The 19,495-nt window shown below is 64.6% G+C and carries 21 protein-coding genes; 14 read left to right on the top strand and 7 right to left on the bottom strand.

Annotated elements, in window-relative coordinates; all coding sequences use genetic code 11:
- Positions 1–3: 3 nt before the first annotated feature.
- The gene (locus BJ6T_RS16880) at positions 4–966 is read right to left on the bottom strand and encodes a LysR family transcriptional regulator (protein ID WP_028170519.1); all 963 of its coding nucleotides are present in this window, start codon (positions 964–966) and stop codon (positions 4–6) included.
- Between the two features lie 163 nt (positions 967–1,129).
- Here BJ6T_RS16880 and BJ6T_RS16875 point away from each other — a divergent pair, with 163 nt between their 5' ends.
- The gene (locus BJ6T_RS16875) at positions 1,130–1,630 is read left to right on the top strand and encodes a Cif family virulence factor (protein ID WP_014493649.1); all 501 of its coding nucleotides are present in this window, start codon (positions 1,130–1,132) and stop codon (positions 1,628–1,630) included.
- A gap of 48 nt (positions 1,631–1,678) precedes the next feature.
- Here BJ6T_RS16875 and BJ6T_RS16870 read toward each other — a convergent pair whose 3' ends face one another.
- Entirely contained in the window at positions 1,679–4,144 is a 2,466-nt protein-coding gene (locus tag BJ6T_RS16870; protein WP_014493648.1) for a TonB-dependent receptor, read from the bottom strand.
- A 153-nt stretch (positions 4,145–4,297) separates the two neighbouring features.
- Positions 4,298–5,647, bottom strand: a complete 1,350-nt coding sequence (locus tag BJ6T_RS16865; RefSeq protein WP_028170517.1) for a histidine kinase — start codon at positions 5,645–5,647, stop codon at positions 4,298–4,300.
- A 209-nt stretch (positions 5,648–5,856) separates the two neighbouring features.
- Here BJ6T_RS16865 and BJ6T_RS16860 point away from each other — a divergent pair, with 209 nt between their 5' ends.
- Entirely contained in the window at positions 5,857–6,477 is a 621-nt protein-coding gene (locus tag BJ6T_RS16860; protein WP_014493646.1) for a response regulator, read from the top strand.
- Between the two features lie 73 nt (positions 6,478–6,550).
- Positions 6,551–7,396, top strand: a complete 846-nt coding sequence (fghA, locus tag BJ6T_RS16855) for an S-formylglutathione hydrolase (protein WP_014493645.1) — start codon at positions 6,551–6,553, stop codon at positions 7,394–7,396.
- Positions 7,397–7,435: 39 nt separating this feature from the next.
- Here fghA and BJ6T_RS16850 read toward each other — a convergent pair whose 3' ends face one another.
- Complete coding sequence (locus BJ6T_RS16850) at positions 7,436–8,008, bottom strand: DUF3280 domain-containing protein (RefSeq protein ID WP_014493644.1); 573 nt, start codon at positions 8,006–8,008, stop codon at positions 7,436–7,438.
- Positions 8,009–8,067: 59 nt separating this feature from the next.
- On the opposite strand from BJ6T_RS16850, the gene BJ6T_RS16845 reads away from it, so the two are divergent.
- The 6 genes from BJ6T_RS16845 to BJ6T_RS16820 all read left to right on the top strand — a co-directional run bounded on the left by BJ6T_RS16845 (position 8,068) and on the right by BJ6T_RS16820 (position 12,922).
- Positions 8,068–9,249 carry a lanthanide ABC transporter ABC transporter substrate-binding protein PedA1 gene (locus BJ6T_RS16845; protein WP_014493643.1) on the top strand — a complete coding sequence of 394 codons (1,182 nt, stop codon included), beginning with the start codon at positions 8,068–8,070 and terminating at the stop codon, positions 9,247–9,249.
- Between the two features lie 8 nt (positions 9,250–9,257).
- Positions 9,258–10,226 (top strand): YVTN family beta-propeller repeat protein, encoded by a 969-nt coding sequence (locus tag BJ6T_RS16840; RefSeq protein WP_014493642.1) that lies wholly within the window; start codon positions 9,258–9,260, stop codon positions 10,224–10,226.
- Complete coding sequence (locus BJ6T_RS16835) at positions 10,223–11,029, top strand: lanthanide ABC transporter ATP-binding protein PedB/LutE (RefSeq protein ID WP_014493641.1); 807 nt, start codon at positions 10,223–10,225, stop codon at positions 11,027–11,029. Before BJ6T_RS16840 ends, BJ6T_RS16835 begins: the two co-directional genes overlap by 4 nt.
- Positions 11,026–11,871, top strand: a complete 846-nt coding sequence (locus BJ6T_RS16830) for a lanthanide ABC transporter permease protein PedC (protein WP_014493640.1) — start codon at positions 11,026–11,028, stop codon at positions 11,869–11,871. The genes BJ6T_RS16835 and BJ6T_RS16830 overlap by 4 nt, the downstream gene beginning before the upstream one ends.
- Positions 11,871–12,485, top strand: a complete 615-nt coding sequence (locus tag BJ6T_RS16825) for a hypothetical protein (protein ID WP_014493639.1) — start codon at positions 11,871–11,873, stop codon at positions 12,483–12,485. The genes BJ6T_RS16830 and BJ6T_RS16825 overlap by 1 nt, the downstream gene beginning before the upstream one ends.
- 137 nt (positions 12,486–12,622) lie before the next feature.
- Entirely contained in the window at positions 12,623–12,922 is a 300-nt protein-coding gene (locus BJ6T_RS16820) for a copper-binding protein (protein WP_014493638.1), read from the top strand.
- 128 nt (positions 12,923–13,050) lie between these two features.
- Here BJ6T_RS16820 and BJ6T_RS16815 read toward each other — a convergent pair whose 3' ends face one another.
- Both BJ6T_RS16815 and BJ6T_RS16810 read right to left on the bottom strand, forming a co-directional pair.
- Entirely contained in the window at positions 13,051–13,608 is a 558-nt protein-coding gene (locus BJ6T_RS16815) for a PQQ-dependent catabolism-associated CXXCW motif protein (protein WP_014493637.1), read from the bottom strand.
- Positions 13,605–14,486 (bottom strand): substrate-binding domain-containing protein, encoded by an 882-nt coding sequence (locus BJ6T_RS16810; RefSeq protein ID WP_014493636.1) that lies wholly within the window; start codon positions 14,484–14,486, stop codon positions 13,605–13,607. The genes BJ6T_RS16815 and BJ6T_RS16810 overlap by 4 nt, the downstream gene beginning before the upstream one ends.
- Positions 14,487–14,615: 129 nt before the next feature.
- Between BJ6T_RS16810 and BJ6T_RS16805 the strand changes: the two genes are divergently transcribed.
- On the top strand, positions 14,616–15,542 hold the full coding sequence (locus BJ6T_RS16805; RefSeq protein WP_014493635.1) for a quinoprotein relay system zinc metallohydrolase 2: 927 nt from the start codon (positions 14,616–14,618) through the stop codon (positions 15,540–15,542).
- Positions 15,543–15,617: 75 nt separating this feature from the next.
- The gene (locus BJ6T_RS16800) at positions 15,618–16,439 is read left to right on the top strand and encodes a quinoprotein dehydrogenase-associated SoxYZ-like carrier (RefSeq protein WP_014493634.1); all 822 of its coding nucleotides are present in this window, start codon (positions 15,618–15,620) and stop codon (positions 16,437–16,439) included.
- Between the two features lie 129 nt (positions 16,440–16,568).
- On the opposite strand, the gene BJ6T_RS16795 is transcribed toward BJ6T_RS16800, so the two are convergent.
- Complete coding sequence (locus BJ6T_RS16795; protein WP_014493633.1) at positions 16,569–16,928, bottom strand: hypothetical protein; 360 nt, start codon at positions 16,926–16,928, stop codon at positions 16,569–16,571.
- 135 nt (positions 16,929–17,063) lie between these two features.
- Here BJ6T_RS16795 and BJ6T_RS16790 point away from each other — a divergent pair, with 135 nt between their 5' ends.
- From BJ6T_RS16790 to BJ6T_RS16780, 3 genes are read left to right on the top strand one after another with little or no spacing between them, the layout of a single operon-like run.
- Positions 17,064–18,011: an ABC transporter substrate-binding protein gene (locus BJ6T_RS16790; protein WP_014493632.1), complete on the top strand. Its 948-nt coding sequence runs from the start codon at positions 17,064–17,066 to the stop codon at positions 18,009–18,011.
- 1 nt (position 18,012) lies between these two features.
- Positions 18,013–18,750: an ABC transporter permease gene (locus BJ6T_RS16785; protein ID WP_014493631.1), complete on the top strand. Its 738-nt coding sequence runs from the start codon at positions 18,013–18,015 to the stop codon at positions 18,748–18,750.
- On the top strand, positions 18,740–19,480 hold the full coding sequence (locus tag BJ6T_RS16780; protein ID WP_028170516.1) for an ABC transporter ATP-binding protein: 741 nt from the start codon (positions 18,740–18,742) through the stop codon (positions 19,478–19,480). The genes BJ6T_RS16785 and BJ6T_RS16780 overlap by 11 nt, the downstream gene beginning before the upstream one ends.
- The last annotated feature ends 15 nt before the right edge of the window (positions 19,481–19,495 follow it).

Genomic DNA, 19,495 nt, shown 5'->3' with positions numbered 1-19,495 from the left:
GCGCTACCGATTGCGGTTCCGACCTGCTCCGACCGAGGCGAAGACAACTTCCATCAGCCATGCAACACCGGCGTCCTTCATCGCGGCCTTGGTCGCGATGGCGCAGATCGTATCCGGTTTACGGGCGAAAGGCAGCTCGACGAACATCAATCCGAAATGCCCGGCGTGCTGCTGCACCAGACGCCGCGGCAATGCAGCGATCAGTTCGGACCCTGCAAGCTGGACCAGTGCCATCATAAAGTTCGGGACAGTCAAGGCAATGCGGCGCTTGAGACCGCGCCTTGCCAACATCTCATCGACGAAGCCGCGCGGTTCACCGCTGAGAGACACCAGCAGATGCTGAGATCGCGAGAAAGCCGCAGGTGTCGGAGCTCTGGCGAAGGCGTGTCCCTTGCGCATGGCCAGCACGAATTCCTCGTCGTAGAGCCTGCGCGCCTCGAAACGCGGCGATACCGCAGGCAGCGGCAGCATCGCGATGTCCAGCTCTCGTCTTTCGAGCATCTCGAGGCACTCGTGCCAGGGTTCGCCGATCGCGCCGCCGCGAGGCGCGGGCATCACATGGATCAATCCGATGTCGATGTGGGGCGCCCTGCTCGCGATCGAACCCAGTAGTTGCCCCGTTGTCGAGGCGAGAACAGCATCGGGTGCCCCGATCGTAAAACGGCGATGGCTTTTTGCAGGGTCGAATGGTCTAGCCGAGCCAACCAGTTGTTCGACCCGCGCGATGATTTCAGCGATCGGGTGATCAAGCTCCAGGGCCCGTTCCGTTGGAACGACGCCCTTCGGCGTTCGCAGGAACAACGGGTCGTTCAAAACAAGGCGCAGCCGGCCAAGCGCGTGGCTGACAGCGGACGGCGTCAGGTTCAGTCGCGCGGCTGCGCGCGCGACATGGCGTTCTTCCAGGACCACGCGGAAGAGCACAAGGAGATTCAGTTCGACCCTGGATAGATCAGTTTGGTTCAGCATGTTGCTGAAATCATATCGCTGGATTCATCGAGATCAAGGCCTCATGGAATGCGTAGATCGTGCAATCAGGAGCCTCGAAATGATCAGAAGGTCGCAAGAGGTGAGCAAAGGCCATGGCTCGCCGGACAAGCAGGACTCGCCGCACAGGATGTCGAGGCGCTCGATGATGATGGCGGCGGCAATTCCTGCTTCCGCTCAGCTTTCAGCCGACGCGGTCGCCGAGGACGATGCGACAGCCGGTCTCATCAAGCTCGCCGGCGAGAAGAATGCCGCCTTCATGCGTGGCGACATGGACCGCTGGTCGCAGCTCGTCCGCATTGCCCCGGATTTCACGCTGATGCAGCCCTTCGGTGGCCCTGCCAGCTTCGGATTCGACAACAGCCCAAAACGGCTGGCTGACCTGGCGCAATATTTCAGGAACGGGGAAACCGGACTGGAGGTCTTGCAGAGCTATGCCTCGAACGGACTCGTCGCGCTCGTCATGATCGAACGCCAGAGCGCGGAGGTCGGCGGCCTGCCTGCCCAGGACTGGTCGCTGCGCGTCACGGAGATCTATCGCAAGGACGGCACGGATTGGCGGCTGGTCCACCGCCATGCAGACCCGCTGGTCCGGCGCATTTCCTTGCAGCAAGCGGCGATCCTCGCCCGAGGCTGGGCGGAGTAAAGATGGTGTCTTTCGCCCTCCAGAGGCGACCAGGCTTGCGTGTCGAACTCAGAACGTCATCCGCATGCCTGCATAGAACGCACGGGGCCTTGCCGGGCTCAGCGATCGCGGGTCGGTGAACTCCGCACCGCCGTTGGTGAAGTTGGGCAAGGCTTCGCGGTCGAAGAATGTGCCGAGAGTCGAGTAGCGATTGTCGAAGATGTTGCTGACGCGACCGTAAATCTGGAAGTTCTTGGTGATCTGGTAGGAGGTGTGGAGATTGAACACGGCGTAGGACGGCAGCTTCGGAAACTGGTTGGACTCATCGCCGACGAAATACTGGCTCGAGACAAAGAGCGCATCACCCCCGACCTTCCAGACATCGGTAACCGCATATTCGATGCTCGCCTTGATAAGGTGGCTAGGGAGGCGCGGAATGTGATTGCCCGGCAAGACCTGGATGTTGCCGTCGGCGTCGGCGAACGGGCTCTCTGATCCAAGCGTCAGCGCGTCGAGGAAGCGTGCATCCAGGAACGCATAGCTCGCCTGGAACTGAAGCACGTTCGACTTGATGCTCACCTCGGCTTCGACACCTTGCCTTCGTGTTCGGCCGACGTTCTGGAAAAAGCCGAAGCCGGTCAGGCCCGGAATTGGGGTCGCGAGGATGTCGTCGTAGTTGGTCGCACGGTAGGCACCGATTTTCCAGCCGAGCGAGCCGATGTTCAATTCCTTGGTGCCGCGGAAGCCCGCTTCGAAGGTCTTGGATACGACTTGCTGAAGTGGCGGGTCAGCGATCAGGAACTGTCCGATGATGCATGGCCTCGCCGGATCGGCGCAGCCGAGTTCGAGCGGCGTCGGCACCCGGTTGGCTTCGGAATAGCCCGCATAGGCGGTCACTTCAGACGTGATCTTGTAGGTGCCGCCAATGATGGGATTGAATCGATCATAGGTATGATCGCCATTGAGTGCGGTGCCGAGCTGGTCCATCAACGTGACACGGGCCGCATTGAACCGCCCGCCTCCCGTGATCGCGAAGCGATCATCCACGTTGAACGTGTCGAGCGCATAGAGCCCCTGATATTGATTGACGGTGCGAAGCGACACAGGGCCGACCGATGTCGGGTCGCCGGACGGGCCCAGGAATATGCCGCTGCCCGTGACGACATAGTTCGTGCCTATGGTTCCTAACTCGGCGCTGCCGGTGAAGCGCGTGCTGCTGACATCATAGCTCGCGCCAACTACGAAGCGGTTCTCGTGACCGAACAACTGGTCGCTGTTGGTCGCCTGGCCGGATACGCCGAAGGTGGTCGATTTCGTGCTGGTGCGATCGATCTCGCCGAGGATGGCATCCGGCGCAAAGGTATTGGCGAGCTGAACGCCATTCAGGCCAAAAGCCGGGACCGTATCATCGCCGAAGCACAGGAGCGTTGGATCGACGCAAGGCTGGGCGTCGGTCGGGTTTCCGTCCACGGTACTCTGTTTGAAGCTCCGCAGATGCGCCGTGCCCTCAAAGGTCCAGGTCGGCGTCGCCTCCACCTTGCCGGTCAGGTTGAGATAGCCGACCTTGTTGGAAATGGTTTGCGGCGTCGTGTAGGTCGCCCCCCAATATTGCTGGAGCAATTCGGCCGGAACAGTGCTGGGTCCTGCCAGGGAATTGTTGGCGACGCCGCCATTGAGGTGAAACTCGTTGCCTTCGAAGCGATACCCGACATCGCCATAGAAGCGCCGGACGTCCGATTGCGAGAAATTGCGGAAACCATTGTCGTGAACGCCTTCGAGCGCTCCGTAGACCGACCAATTATTGTCAACCTGCTTGCCCCATTGCGCAGAGCCCTGGATGCGGCCGAACGAGCCGCCCATGATGTCGATTTCGGCACCCTGATAGTTGAAGCCGTTCTTCATCTGCAGATCGATGGCGCCGCCGAGCGCGTTAAGGCCGTATGCCGGATTGTTAGTTACGACCACTGCCGATCGGATCGCAGCCGTCGGGATCAGATCCCAATTGACAGTGTCGGAAAACGCCTCGTTGATGCGTACGCCGTTCTGGTAGACGGCGAGGCCCTGCGGCGTGCCGGCCAGAGGTGAAGCGACGAAGCCGCGAAACTGCACATCGGGCTGGAATGGATTGCCGGTCACTTCATTGATGCTGAGACCAGGCACGTACTGCTGCAGGGCAATGGCGATATCTGGCGAGGCGGTACGCCTGATCTGGCTGGCATCCACCGCATTGATCGCGGACGGCACCTTGTCGACATCGAGGCCTCGGCCGGTGCCGGGAGAGGTTGGGTAGACGTAGAGGCGTGTCTTCGGAGCGGCGGACGCCGGCGCTCCGACCCGTGCGACCGGCCGCGTTGGCGCACTGCGCCTCACGGCCGGTGGCGGTGGTGCCGTGATCTCGACCGCCGGCAGGTTCTGGACGTTGGTCTCCTCGTCCTGCGCGGCTGCGGCAGGACCTATAAAGACGAGGCCCGACACCAGCCCCGTCGACACCGAGGCCATCAACAAACGACGCTTGAACCAAAGAGGCGTGCCCATCCCTGCCTTCCCATCCGTGACCACCGGCTGTTTTGATTTTCGCCGTTTGGTTGAGACGAGTGTATTCGGCGCCAGTGAGTCCGCCAGCCACAAAAGGTCAGGCACTATCCGCACCCGTTTTCCCGACCAAATCGGGAATTTTTCCCGATGCCATCAGGATGCCGCCGTCGGAACCAGCGCCTCCACGGTCAGGCCGCCGTCGCCGGAGACGACGTTAAGCGTGCCGCCCAGCGCCAGAATGCGCTCACGCATACCGACGAGGCCGAAGCCGAGCTTCTGGCCCGGCTCCATGCCGCGGCCGTTGTCGCTGACCCGCACGCGCGCGTAGCCGCGGCCGCCGGCCTGCTCGACGGGCTCGATCACGACATTGACCGACGTCGCGCCGGCGTGGCGGAACACGTTGGTGAGCGCCTCCTGCACGATGCGGTAGATGGTGAGGTCGGCCGTCTCGCCGGTGACCCCGAGCGTGGCGGAGATCACGGTTTCGATCGCGACGTCGGGATGCGACTCCCGCCACAGCCGCGAGAGCGATTCCAGCGCCTGGCGCAGGCCGAGCTCGGCAAGGCCGACGGGCCGGAGCCGCTCCAGCACCCGGCGGGTGAACTGCTGGAGCTGGTTGATCTGTTCCAGCAAGGCGCTGCCGTGCTTCCGGACCGACTCGGCATTCGGCGCGCGCCCGTCCGCGAGCTTCGCCAGCGCGCTCGCATGCGCGCGCAGCGAGAACAGATACGGCCCGAATTCGTCGTGCAGCTCGCGCGCGATCTCCTTGCGCTCGACGTCCTGGAGCGACACCGCGCGCTCGGCCAGGAGCCGCTTTTCCTCCACCGCCGCGCCGAGCGCCGCCGCGAGGTGATTGAGCTTGCCGCAGATCGCGGCCAGCTCGGGCGCACCGCCCGGCGTGGCGCGCGCGTCATAATGCCCGCCCTCGATCGCGGTCATCGTCTGCGCCAACGACTGCAGCGGCGCGAGCGCGCGGCCGACCACCGTCATCATCACCAGGAACAGCGCGAGCGCGATCACCGAGCCGACCTCGAGCTGGGTCACGATGGCGTCCCAGATCTCGGCGATCTCGTCGTCGGGATGCGCGGTGATCACCAGCGAGCCCGGCTTGCCATGGACCGAGACCGGCACGCTCACCGCGGTCTGCTCGGGATGAACCAGGCTGACGAACCAGGCCGGGGGTCCGCGCGCGTCGTCGTCGGCAGGCCGGGGCGGCGTCAGCGGTTTACCGCCGGCGTCCTGAAGCGCGATGCTGACATGGCGCAGGCGGCTCAGATCGCGCGCGATCTGGTTCAGCCTGGCATCCGGATCGGGCGCCTCGTTCAGATCCGCAACGATCATCTCGATGAATTCGCGCGCGAGCCGGATCACGCTCTGGTCCTCGGCCTGCACGCGGGGACCTGCTTCCGCGACCTGGCGGCCGATATTGACGGCGAGCCCCAGCGCCAGCAGCAGTGCCAGCAGAAGGTTGATGCGCGCGCGCAACGATAGATTTTGCCACATTGGTGCCGCCCGTGCCTCGCGAAGGTTGGCCCGCGCCTGTCCGATGACGTTGACAGAGGCGAAGCGCCCGATATCTAATCGAAAGCGTACAGCAATCCCGGCCGGGTTGCATGAGGCGACATGAGACGCGCGCAGCGCTTTTGTTCGGATCATGCGGCGCAAAACAGGCAAATTCTGTCAAGGGGAACGCGCTGTCGCGAGGAACGCCTATGCGTATTCTGATCGTCGACGATCATCCCATTGTCGCCTCCGGCTGCCGTGCCGTGCTGGCCGACGAGGGCGAGATCGAGATTTTGGAGGCCGCCGACGCCGAGGACGGCGAATGCGTCTTCATTGTCGAGCGCCCCGACCTCTGCATCATCGACATCAACCTGCCGACCGTCTCCGGCTTCGAGCTCGCACGCCGCATCCTCGAACGCGCGCCCGAGGCCCGCATCATCATGTTCAGCATGAACGACGACCCTGCGTTCGCCGCGCGCGCGATCGAGTGCGGGGCCAAGGGCTACGTCTCCAAGACCGGCGACCCCGACGACCTGGTCGAGGCGATCCGCGCCGTCGGGGGCGGCGGCACCTATCTGCCGACCGCGATCGCGCGCAGCATCGCGTTTGCGGGACCGACGCTGGCGCAAAGCCCGCTGTCGAAGCTGAACGCGCGCGAGATGGAAATCCTGCGGCTGCTCAGCGCCGGAAAGAGCCTGTCCGAGATCGCCTGGCTGGTGCAGTCGTCCTACAAGACTGTCGCCAACACCTCCTCGATCATGCGACAGAAGCTCGGCGTGAAGACCTCGGTCGAGCTGGTGCGGCTGGCGATCGACAGCGGCGTCGCCTGACAAACACCGCCACGAATTCGGTCACACAAGCGTTGCAATCTTGATGTGGTTAGATGCCACGGAGCATATCGGCATGACGATCCAGACTGTCTCGACCAACACATCCTATGGCGGCGTGCAGGGCGTGTACCGCCATGCCAGCCAGTCGACCGGAACCGACATGGTGTTCTCGGTCTATGTTCCCCCACATGCCGCCGGCGCAAAGCTTCCCGTGGTCTGGTATCTCTCCGGCCTCACCTGCACCCATGCCAACGTCACCGAGAAGGGCGAATTCCGCAAAGCCTGCGCCGAGCTCGGCCTGGTCTTCGTCGCGCCGGACACCAGCCCGCGCGGGCCCGACGTGCCGGGCGATGCCAACAATGCCTATGATTTCGGCCTCGGCGCCGGCTTCTATGTCGACGCGACGCAACAGCCGTTCGCGCGCAACTATCGCATGTGGAGCTATGTCACCGACGAGCTGCCAAAGCTCGTGGCGGAGAATTTTCCGGTCGACGCCAAGCGGCAATCGGTGATGGGCCATTCGATGGGCGGCCACGGCGCGCTGACGGTCGCGCTGCGCAACCCGCACCGCTATCGCGCGGCCAGCGCGTTTGCGCCGATCGTGGCGCCGTCGCTCGTGCCCTGGGGCATCAAGGCGCTGACCGGCTATCTCGGACCGGACAAGGAGACCTGGCGCAACCACGACACCGTGGCGCTGATCGAGGACGGCGCGAAATATTCCGGCTTCCTCGTCGACGTCGGCGAGGCGGACAATTTCCTGAAGGAACAGCTCAGGCCCGAGTTGCTCGAGGCCGCCTGCACCAAGGCGGGCATCCCGCTGACGCTGCGGCGGCAGGCGGGATATGACCACAGCTATTATTTCATCTCGACGTTCATGGGCGATCATCTGCACTGGCATGCGGAGAGATTGAAGGGGTGATCTTTCCTACCCTCCCTGGAGGGGGAGGGTAAGAAATCCCTACTCCGGCTTGCCGTAATTCGGCGCCAGCAATCGATTGCGGATCAGGTAGCTCATCGTGCGCGACCAGGATTCGTCCGTGTTGCCGCGCATGTCGGCGCTGGCGACGGTGATCATGTTGCCGGTCTTCACGTCGCGCAAATAGATGTTGAGATTGATGATCAGGTTCGAGACCTTCTGCACCATGCCGGTGATCTCGAGGTCGGCGCCGAGCTGGCCGGCAAGCTTGAGGTCGCAGCCGCCGCAGGCCTGCAGATTGGCGTGACGGGCCGCATCCCTGACCGGCGCGATGTCGAGCAACTGGAACCTTCCCGACAGAGCCAGTTCCTTGCGCAGCTGCTCGCTGATGCGCTCGAGCCGCGCCTCTTCCGGCTTGGAGCCGTAGAACTCGCCGGGAAGGCTGGTGTCGATCAGCTCGAAATCGAACACCGCGAGCCTTGGCGGATCGGCCAACGCGACCGAACCCGTCAACAGCAAAGCTGCGAAACAGATCAGCGCTCGCATGATCGTGATTCCCGGTCTCGCGCGCGCGGGGACGAAATGCGGGGTTGCAAGCCGGGCCAAATCGGTCATGCTTTAGCAGAGACAATTCTCCACCGGCGGTCAAGCCAGGGGGAACATCTGGAGGAAACATGATCCGATGGTTGGTCGGCCTGATCGGCCTGGGTCTTGCCGCGACGAGCGCGCTCGCGGCCGACCCGGTCCAGATCGGCGTCGGCTATCTCGGCGTCGCCGGCACCAGATCGACGCTGTCGCTGGTCGAGCAGCCCGCGGAGAATGACGGCGTCGCTGGCGCGCGCCTCGCCATCGAGGACAACAACACCACGGGAAAATTCCTCAACCAGCGCTTCACGCTGGAGGAGCGCCGCATCAAGGAAGGCGAAGATCCGGTTGAGGCCGCGGCTGCGCTCGCCGAGAAGAACGGCTTCATCATCGCCGACCTGCCGGCCGACGCGCTATTGAAGGTCTCGGATGCCCTGCGTGAGCGCGGCACGCTGCTGTTCAACGCCGGCGCGATCGACGAGCGGCTGCGCGAGACCGATTGCCGCGCCAATGTCATCCACACCGCACCGACGCGCGCGATGCTGGCCGATGCGCTCGGCCAATATCTGGTTTGGAAGCAGTGGAAGCGCTGGGTGCTCGTGGTCGGCTCGCATGACGAGGACAAGCTGTTTGCAGACGCGCTCCGGCGTACCGCCACACGCTTCGGCGCCAAGATCGTGCAAGAGAAGACCTTCGAGGACAAGGGCGGCGCGCGCCGCACCGATAGCGGTGTCACGCTGATCCAGCGCCAGATGCCGGTGTTCACGCAACAGTTGCCGGCCTATGACGTGCTGGTCGCCGCCGACGAGAGCGAAGTGTTTGGCGCCTATCTGCCCTATCGCACCTGGGATCCGCGCCCCGTCGCGGGCTCGGCCGGCCTCGTGCCGCGCAGCTGGGACGCGGCGCAGGACCAGTGGGGCGCGATCCAGATGCAGAACCGCTTCATCAAGCTGAATTCGCGGCGCATGACCGCGCGCGACATGCAGGCCTGGACGGCGGTGCGCATGATCGGCGAGGCCACCTCGCGCACCAATTCCGGCGACGTCAAGAAAGTAACCGACTTCATCAAGGGGCCGGATTTTTCAGTCGCTGCCTTCAAGGGCACAAGACTGACCCTGCGCGACTGGAACCTGCAGCTGCGCCAGCCGATCCTGCTGGTCGACGGCCGCATGGTGGTGTCGGTGTCGCCGCAGGAGGGATTTCTGCACCAGGTCTCCGAGCTCGACACGCTCGGCTACGACCGCCCGGAGAGCAAATGCAAGCTGAAATGAGGACGCGAATGTTGCGCATGTGGCGTGTGGGGTTGCTGTCCGGACTGGCGCTTGCGGCCGCGCCCGCGCATGCGTTCATCGCCTATGTCTCGAACGAGAAGAGCAACACGGTCTCGGTGATCGACACCGACAGCTGGACCGTGACCAAGACCATCAAGGTCGGCCAGCGCCCGCGCGGCATCGATTTCACGCGCGACGGCAAGTTCGTGATGGTCGCGGTCGGCGACGACGACACCATCCAGGTGATCGATGCCAAGACCCAGGCCGTGGTGGACAGCCTGCCCTCCGGGCCCGACCCCGAATTGTTCGCGCAGGATGCGGCCGGAAAAATCCTCTATGTCGCCAACGAGAACGACAACACGGTGACCGTGATCGATCTGGAGAAGCGCGCGCGGCTCGGCGACATCCAGGTCGGCGTCGAGCCCGAGGGCATGACCATCAGCCCCGACGGCAAGACGCTGATCAACACGTCCGAGACGACCAACATGGCGCATTTCATCGACACCTCGTCGCGCCAGATCGTCGCCAACGTGCTGGTCGACGCGCGGCCGCGCTTTGCCGAATTCAAGCATGACAGTTCGGAGCTGTGGGTGTCCTCGGAGATCGGCGGCACGGTCTCGATCATCGATCCCAAAAAGCACGAGGTGACCGGCAAGGTCACGTTCGAGATTCCGGGGTTGCGGAAGGAGGCGATCCAGCCGGTCGGCATCGGCATGACCAGGGACGACAAGACCGCCTTCGTCGCGCTCGGTCCGGCCAACCGCGTCGCCGTGGTCGACGTCGCCTCGCGCAAGGTGACGAAATACCTGCTGGTGGGACAGCGCGTCTGGCACATGGCGTTCACGCCGGACGAGAAATATCTGCTCACCACCAACGGCGTGTCCAACGACGTCTCGGTGATCGACGTCGCCGCGCAAAAGGTAATCAAGACCATTCAGGTGGGCGAACTGCCCTGGGGCATTGCGATCGCGCCATGACCAGCCCTGCTCCCATCGCCGAACCACAGGAGATGCCGAGGCCGGAAGCGGCCGCGGTGCCGGCGCTGTCGATCGACGGCGTCAGCCATTCCTATGGGCCGCGCCGGGCGTTGATGGACGTCTCCTTCAATGTGCAGCCCGCGAGCTTCACTGCGCTGCTCGGGCTCAACGGCGCGGGCAAGAGCACGCTGTTCTCGCTGATCACGCGCCTGTTCGGCATCCAGAGCGGCCGCGTCGGCATCTTCGGCCACGACATCAGCAAGAGCCCCGGCGAGGCGCTGCGGCTGCTCGGCGTCGTGTTCCAGCCGCGCACGCTCGATCTCGACCTGTCGCTGACACAGAACCTGCTCTATCACGCCGCCCTCCACGGCATCAGCCGGCGCGAGGCGGCCGCGCGCAGCGGCGAGCTGCTCGGCCGCATCGGGCTCGAAGAGCGTGCCGGCAGCAAGGTGCGCGATCTCTCGGGCGGCCAGATGCGGCGGCTGGAGATCGCCCGCGCCCTGCTGCACCGGCCTCGGCTGCTGTTGCTGGACGAGCCGACCGTCGGCCTCGACGTCAAGGCGCGCGCCGACATCATCAGCCATGTCCGCCAGCTCGTCACCGAACAAGGCATCGGCGTGCTCTGGGCCACGCATCTGTTCGACGAGATCATGCCCGCTGACGACCTCGTGGTGCTGCACCAGGGCAAGGTGCTGGCGGAGGGGCCGATGAGCCGCGTCATCACGGATGCCGGCGCGCAGGACGTCAACACCGCCTTCATGCGCCTGACCGGTGCGCGGACGATGCCGGGAGGCGGCGCATGAGCAGCATCACGACGCGGGATACACCGCGCGGTTTCTCGGCCGCGGAATACATGACCTGCCTCACCGGCATCGTCTGGCGCGAGGGCCTGCGCTTCCTGCATCAGCGCGAGCGCTTCATCTCGGCGCTGGTGCGCCCGCTGGTATGGCTGTTCATCTTCGCCGCCGGCTTCCGCCAGGTGCTCGGCATCTCGATCATCCCGCCTTACGAGACCTACATCCTCTACGAGGTCTATATCGCGCCCGGGCTGATGGCGATGATCCAGCTCTTCAACGGCATGCAGTCCTCGCTCTCGATGGTCTATGACCGCGAGATGGGCAATATGCGGACGCTGCTGGTGAGCCCGCTGCCGCGCGGGTTCCTCTTGTTCTGCAAGCTGCTGGCGGGCACCGCGGTGTCGCTGCTCCAGGTCTATGCGTTCCTGCTGATCGCCTGGTTCTGGGACATCACCCCTCCCGCGATCGGCTATCTCACCGTGCTGCCGGCGCTGATCCTGTCGGGGCTGATGCTGGGCTCGCTCGGCATGCTGATCTCCTCGGGCATCAAGCAGCTTGAAAGCTTCGCCGGCGTGATGAACTTCGTGATCTTCCCGATGTTCTTCGCCTCCTCGGCGCTGTACCCGCTCTGGCGGGTGCAGGAGGGCAGCCCCTATCTCTACTATCTCTGCGTGGCCAACCCGTTCACCCATGCGGTCGAGCTGATCCGCTTTGCGTTCTACGGGCAAATCAACTGGATCTCGCTGGCGGTGGTCGCGGCCTGCACAATCGTCTTCATGATCGGCGCGATTCTGGCCTATGATCCCTCGCGCGGGCTGGCGCGACGGGGCCCAGCGGGAGGCGAATGATGAGATCGGGGATCGTGATCGTAGCCGCTGTGGCGCTCGCTGTTGCGGGCACGGCCGCGCGCGCGGCCGATCCGCGCTATCCCGACTGGCCCTGCACGCAGGCAAAAGTGCCGGTGATTTCTCTCGCCGCCGTGTGGGCCGGCCCGGCGCTCGACGACGCCGAGACCAAGTGGAAGGACGACGCCAAGATCAGCGCGCTGGTCTCAAAGCTGTCGGCGCGCAAGACGCCGCTCGACGAGGCGGAGAAGTCGGTCAAGGAATTCCTGGCGGGCTCCGCCGCTGACAAGACCGCGAACGCAAAACTCCTGTTCGCCGGTCTGTTCGACACGCTCAATGCGCAGCGCTCCCAGGTCATGAGCGGGCTCGAACGCGTCAGCCGCAAGCAGCGTGAGGCCGCCGACAAGATTCGCGAAGAGACCCTGGCGCTGCAGGCGCTCCAGGGCGCAACGCCGCGCGACGAGGCCAAGGTCGAGGCGCTCAGCAACGACCTGATCTGGAAGACCCGCATCTTCGAGGACCGCCACAAGGTGGTGCGGTTCGTTTGCGAAGTTCCGACCACGATCGACCAGCGCCTGTTCGCTCTCGGACGCGTGATCCAGCAGGAAATGGAATAGCGTCAGCCTCGCTGACAGCTCACCAAAAGTTCCCGCGATCGCCTCGGGAACGTTAACCTTTTGCCGCGCTATCTGCCGGAACCAAATCCATTCAAGATGGCTTGTCGAAATGAACTTCAAGACGTCGGGAGGCCTCGATGGGAACAAGAAAATTCATCTTTGCGGGTGCTGCGGCCCTCGGCATGCTCGCAACCAGCGCTCTTGCTGACGACATGACCGGAATGGTCACCAGAATCGACCGGCTCAACAGCACGATCTCGATCCAGCAGGCACAGAAAGGCACGGTCGGCGGCAGCGCAGGCGGCGCCGGCGCGGTTCAGGAGTACAAGGCCAAGGACGCCGCGATGCTGGATGCCGTCCATGCCGGCGACAGGGTGACGTACTCGGCGACCGACAACAACGGTACGGGCACGCTGACCAAGTTGCAGAAGCAGTAACCCTGCATCTTCACCTCCCCCGCGCGCGGCACGGCGTCATGGCCGGGCCTGTCCCGGCCATCCACGCCCAACCACACGGATTGAAGTACGTGGATGCCCGGGACAAGCCCGGGCATGACGGGCTGTGGCTACTGCTCTGGCCGCGGCTGCGGCTGCGTGTCCTCGGTCGGAAGGTTTGCGCGCTCCCAGCCGTCGGTGCCGTCGGGGTACCAGGCGACGTTGGCATAACCGTAGGCCAAGGCGCGCTTGGCAGCGTTCCAGGACATCCAGCAATCCGCCAGGCAATAGATCACGAGCAGCGCAGCCTTGTCGCCGCGCGCGGCGCGGGCGAGGCCGCGCTGGAAATAGTCATCCATGGCGGGCGGCAGCACGCCGTAGCCGGTGTCCGGCAGCCAGATGCTGCCCGGAATGTTTTTCCGCGGCATATCGCGCCAGACGGTGCCTTCGGGGAGGTTCTTCGGCTTCGGCGCGCGTGGCAGCACGTCGATGAATGTGCCGCTCTTCGCACGCCAAATCGCTTCGGCCTCCGCAGTCGTCAGCACGCGCGCGCCGGTGAGCGTCGCCGGCACCGGCGCGCGGTAATTATCGGCGCGATATCCCTCGGGCTCGAACGGCTCCTGCTGCTCCGCCAACGCCGGCGCCACCAGAATGGCGGCGAGCAGCGCAGCGGTAACGCGCCGCCTCATGGCGTCTTCTTGGCCGTCTCCGCACCGAGCGGCCGGTCGCTCTCGTCGAGCAGCGGTACGCCGAAGTCGAGCAGGATCTTGTTGATCTCACCCTGGTTCTCCTGGATCAGCTTGTTGAGCTGCCGCTTCCAGTTCTGGTCGGCGGGACGCACGCCCATGCCGATGCGATAGACCAGCTTCGGCCCGGTCGTTTCCTTCACCAGCGGCGTGACGTGCAGCGACCCGGCCTTCTTGGCATAGAACCCGGCCATCGGGCCCCACAGCACGCCGGCATCGATCTTGCCGGCGGCGAGGTCGTCGATCATGGCCTGCGCCGAATTGTCGAAGCGCGTGTCGATCATCAGCGGATAGGGCTTCGCATCGCCCATCAGGCCGGCCAACGCCATGTTGGTCGCCGGCGGCGTGCCGGCGACGATGCCGATATGCTTGCCCTTCAGGCGCGCGTCTTCGAGCGTATCGACGTCTTCGAGCCCGCTGCCGGTCTTGGCGACCAGCGCATAGGTCGTGCGGTAATAGGGATTGGTGCCCTGCACGAGGTCGTCACCTTGCGGAAATCCCATGATGACGTCGCAGCGATGCGCGCCCAGCGTCATGCGCACGAAGCCGGTGGCCTGCGGGAAGAAGACGTAGTCGAGCTTCTTCTGGAGCTTGTCCGCGAGCAACTCGGCGAGCTTGTTCTCGAACCCCTCGCCCTTCTCGTTCGAGAACGGCAGATTGCGCGGGTCGGCACAGACGCGCAGCACTTTTGGATCGACCAGCTCGAACGAGAGGTCGCCGGTCTCGCTGGTCTGCGCAATGGCGACGTCGCCGAACGCGCAGGATGCCACCAGGACCCACAGTGAAAACAACCAGCGACGATGTCGTCCGGCCTCCGTCATCGCGCTTCCTCCTCGGTTTGTTTGAATGCTAGCCATGCAACGCATGACGCGCCATGTTTTGCCAAACTTTATGCTGGCTTTGCTTTGTTGCAGTGCAAAGCGCGCAACCCTTTGAACTGAGGCGGAAAAGTGTCTCGCATCGCTCTCGTGATCGCAGCCTTGTCCCTGCTGGGGATCGCGACGCTAGCACGCACTGAAGCGGCCGAATTGCCTGTGAGCGAAGTCGCGCCGGGAATCTTCGTACACTCCGGGGCCATTGCGCTGATGACCCGCGAGAACGAAGGCGACATCGCCAATGTCGGCTTCATCGTCGGCGAGGACGCGGTGGCCGTGATCGACACCGGCGGCAGCCTCCGCGAGGGTCAGGCGCTGCTGGAGGCGGTGCGGGCTCGCACATCCAAGCCGATCCGCTACGTCATCAACACCCACGGCCATCCCGACCATGTCTTCGGCAATGCGGCCTTTGCCGCAGAGGGAACCCGCTTCGTCGGCCACAGCAAGCTGCCGCAGGCGCTGGCGACGCGCGGGCCGTATTATCTCGACAATTTTAGACGCCTCATGGGTAGCGAATTGATCGACCCCGTGAAGATCGTGCCGCCCACCCTGCTCGTCGTTGATACCCTGACGCTCGATCTCGGGTCGCGCCGCCTCACCTTGCGGGCCTGGCCGGCCGGGCACAGCGACAGCGATCTGACCGTGTTCGACGAGACCAGCAAGACGCTGTTCGCCGGCGATCTCGTCTTCCTCCGCCATATCCCGGTGATGGACGGCAGCATCCGCGGCTGGCTCGGCACGCTCGGGGAACTCGACAAGATTCCGGCGCAGCGCGTCGTGCCCGGTCACGGGCCTGTGAGCGACTGGCCTGCCGCGCTCGGCGAGGAGCGGCGCTATCTCACGACGCTGCTGGCGGACGTCCGGGCGTCGAACAAGAAGGGCGAGCCGATCCGGACTGCCGCCGACAAGGCGGCCGCATCGGAACGGCCGCATTGGCAATTGTTCGACGACTACAATGCTCGCAACGCAACCGCAGCATTTTCGGAAATTGAATGGGAGTAGTGGACGCGCTACGCTGGACGCGGATCGGCTACGCCGCCCCAGAGAAAACTGCTTCGTCCGCACGGGACCTCGACAATGACGGGATGCACACGCCGCCGCCTGCCCCTGATCGCCGCATTGCTCGGCATCGCCTTCGCTGTGCCGGCGAGCGCCGAAGAGGCTTACGATCCCTGGCCGGGCCTAGTGCAGGACATCTTCAGCAACCGTCCGATCAACGACGGCAACGACGTCATCGGCATCGAGATGCCCTATCGCGCCGAGGATGCGGCGATCGTGCCGGTGACCCTGCGCAGCAAACTGTCGCCCGCGGATAGCCGCCGCATCCGTTCGATCACCCTCGTCATCGACCGCAACCCGGCGCCGATGGCGGCGAAGTTCGAGCTCGGCGCAGATGCCAACGTCACCGAGATCTCCACGCGCGTGCGCGTCAACAACTACACCGACGTCCACGCGGTCGCCGAGCTCAGCGACGGCCAGCTCTACGTCGCCAAGACCTATGTGAAGGCCTCAGGCGGCTGCTCGGCGCCGGCAGGAAAGAACATCGAGGAAGCCAGGAACCGGCTCGGCCAGATGCGCTACCGGCAATTCGCGCGCGAGGAGGCACCGGCGAGCCGCGTCCGCGAGGCGCAGATCATGATCGGCCATCCCAACAATTCGGGGCTGCAAATGGACCAGGTCACGCAGCTCTACATTCCCGCCTTTTTCGTCAACCAGCTGAAGCTGACGCAGGACGACAGCCCCGTGCTGTCGATGGAGGGTGGCATCTCGATCTCGGAAGATCCCAATCTGCGCTTCACGTATGTGTCCAACGGTGCCAAGCGCTTCCGCGCGGAAGCTAAGGACACGGATGGGCACGTGTTCCGCAATGAATGGGATGTGGAGAAGCCGGGGACTTAAGTCTCTCGACTGTCATGGCCGGGCATAGCCGTCCGAAGGACGGCGTCGCTTCCCTCGCGCCGATCCTAAGAACGTGGATGCTCGGGACAAGCCCGGGCATGACGACTACGGTTGGCGTGAAGCTAGCTGTCAGAAACACCTCACCTCGGCTTCCGCCTGCGCACGCCTGAGATCATTCACCGCCGAATTCGCCTGCTCGGACGTACGAAACTGGACGCCGAGATTGCCGCGCACCTGGGACATGCTGAGCGCCGTCTCGGCGGTGACGTAACGGTCATAGGACACGATCGAGGCCACCACGTCGATCGAGCAGGAACATTGCTCGATCGACTGCCGGCTCTCACCATTGGCCTTCATGCAGCCATAGACGTATTCGGCACGCGCCGACGTCGGATAATCATTGGCCTCCTCGGCACGCGCGGCGTAGACGGTCGCAGCCCACACCGCCAATGCGGCGACAATCGGTCGTAGCTGTCCCGCCAGATTCATGAGCGTCCTCCCGCTGGTTGCGACAAAAGCTATGCTATGCGTATTGTCATGAAAAGCACTCCCTTCGAGGAAACGGCTCACAAGGTGATGAGAGCACTTGGTTTGAGAGCGCCTGGGCGAACATTGGCGCTCGCGATGACGCTGGCGCTGTCGCTGGCCGCGCCTGGCCGCGCCGCGGATACGATCCGCCTTGCAGTGCAGAAGACCGGAACATTCTCCTGGGAGTTGGCCGCGATCCGCGCCGGCCGGCTCGACAAGGAAGCCGATCTGTCGCTCGACGTCGCCGAGCTCGCGAGCCCCGAGGCCGGCAAGATCGCCCTGCGCGCCGGGAATGCCGACATCATCCTGTCCGATTGGCTGTGGGTGTCGCGCGAGCGCGTGCTCGGCGCCAAGCTCACCTTCTATCCCTATTCCAGCGCGCTCGGCGCGGTGATGGTGCCGGCCTCGTCGCCGCTCAAGACGCTCGCCGACCTGAAGGGACGGAAGCTCGGCGTCGGCGGCGGCGCGATCGACAAGAGCTGGCTGCTGCTGCAGGCGCGGATGAAGCAGGACGGCATCGATCTGAAGTCCGATGCCAGCATCGTCTATGGTGCGCCGCCCTTGATCGCCGCCAAGGCGCTCGACGGCGAGATGGATGCGAGCCTCAATTTCTGGAATTTCTGCGCGCAGCTCGAAGCCAAGGGCTTTCGCCGCCTCGCCGGCATCGAGGAGATTTTGCCAAAGCTGGGGGCCAAGGGCGCGGTGTCCGCGGTCGGTTATGTCTTCGACGAGAGCTGGGCCGCAACCCACCGCGATGCGGTGGCGCGTTTCATTGCGATGACCCGCAAGGCCAAGCAGCTGCTGGTCACCTCGGACGCCGCCTGGGACAAGATCGCGCCGCTCACCGGAGCGAGCGATCCGGCCATCCTCAAGACCTACCGCGACCGCTATCGCGACGGCATTCCGCGCCGGAGCATCGTGGACGAGGAGGCGGATGCGCGCGTGCTCTATCGCGTGCTCGCCGAGATCGGCGGACGCGACCTGGTCGGGCCGGCGGCCGAGCTCGACCCCGGCACTTTCTATCACGCGGTCCCCGGAGACTGAGGTGCTGCGTCTTCTCTCGTTTTCCCTGTTCCTCGCGACCTGGTGGATCGCGGCGCTGTTCGTCGGCGGCGCAAAGCTGCCCTCCCCGCCTGCCGTGCTCAACGTCATCATCACGGAAGCATCGAGCGGCGCCCTGTTCCTGCATCTCGGCGCCACGCTGGCGCGCGTCGCGCTCGCCTTCGTGCTGGCGATGTCGCTCGGCAGTGCCATCGGCTATTTGATGGGACGGGTGAAGCTCGCCGACCGGCTCGGCGATCCCTGGCTGATCCTGCTGCTGAACCTGCCGGCGCTGGTCGTGATCGTGCTGGCCTATATCTGGGCCGGCCTGACCGAAGCGGCGGCGATCGCGGCGATCGCCATCAACAAGTTGCCGACCGCCATCGTCACCTTGCGTGAGGGCACCCGCGCGCTCGACCGTTCGCTGGACGAGATGGCAACCGTGTTCGCGATGCCGCGCTGGCGCGCGTTCCGCCATGTCGTGCTGCCGCAGCTTGCGCCCTATATCGCAGCCTCGGCCCGGTCCGGATTGTCGCTGGTGTGGAAGATCGTGCTGGTGGCCGAGCTGCTCGGACGGCCGAACGGCGTCGGCTTCGAGATCGGCGTCGCCTTCCAGCTGTTCGACACGCCGCGTCTGCTGGCCTATTCGCTCACCTTCGCGGCCGTCGTGCTCGTCATCGAAACCTTGCTGGTGCAGCCGTTCGAAGCCCGCGCAACACGGTGGCGGCCCCGTGCGGCTTGAAGTCGATATCTCCGGAAAGACATTCAGGAGTGCCGCGGGCGAAACGCACGAGGTGCTGGCCCCGGTCAGCTTCGCGCTTCAATCTGGTGAGGTCGGCGTTTTGATCGGCCCCTCCGGCTGCGGCAAGAGCACGATGCTGCGCATCATCCTCGGGCTCGACCGCGATTTCCACGGGACCATCGCGCGTCCACCGGAAGCGCGGATCGGGATGGTGTTCCAGGAGCCGCGGCTGCTGCCGTGGCGCTCGGTCGAGCAGAATGTGCGGCTTGCGGCTCCTGATATCTCCGAGGCGAAGCTGTCGGAGCTGTTCAGGATCCTGGAGCTGGAAGCGCATCGCAGCCATTTTCCCGGCGAATTGTCGCTGGGACTGGCCCGGCGCGTCGCGCTGGCTCGCGCCTTCGCGGTCGAGCCCGATCTGCTCGTGCTCGACGAGCCCCTCGCCTCGCTCGACGACGCGCTCGCCGGCCGCCTGCGCGACGAGATCGCAACGCTGGTCGCAAGCCGCCCCGTGATGACGCTGCTCGTCACCCACAGCCTCGACGATGCGGTCCGCCTCGGCGACCGCTTGTTCTTCCTGTCGCCGCAGCCGGCGCGAATTCTGGCAGAGGTGCCGATCGGCATCCCGCGTGGCGCACGCGGCGACGCAGAGATCGCCACGATCAAGGCGGGCCTCCTGGCGAGGACCCAGGGTGAACATGGCGGCGAACGCGACGGGCGTGATGCCTCATAGGCAGCCAGGCAAAGC

The organism is Bradyrhizobium japonicum USDA 6 (assembly GCF_000284375.1).
GTDB classification, from domain to species: Bacteria; Pseudomonadota; Alphaproteobacteria; order Rhizobiales; family Xanthobacteraceae; genus Bradyrhizobium; species Bradyrhizobium japonicum.
This window is presented reverse-complemented; position numbering and strand designations above follow the sequence as displayed.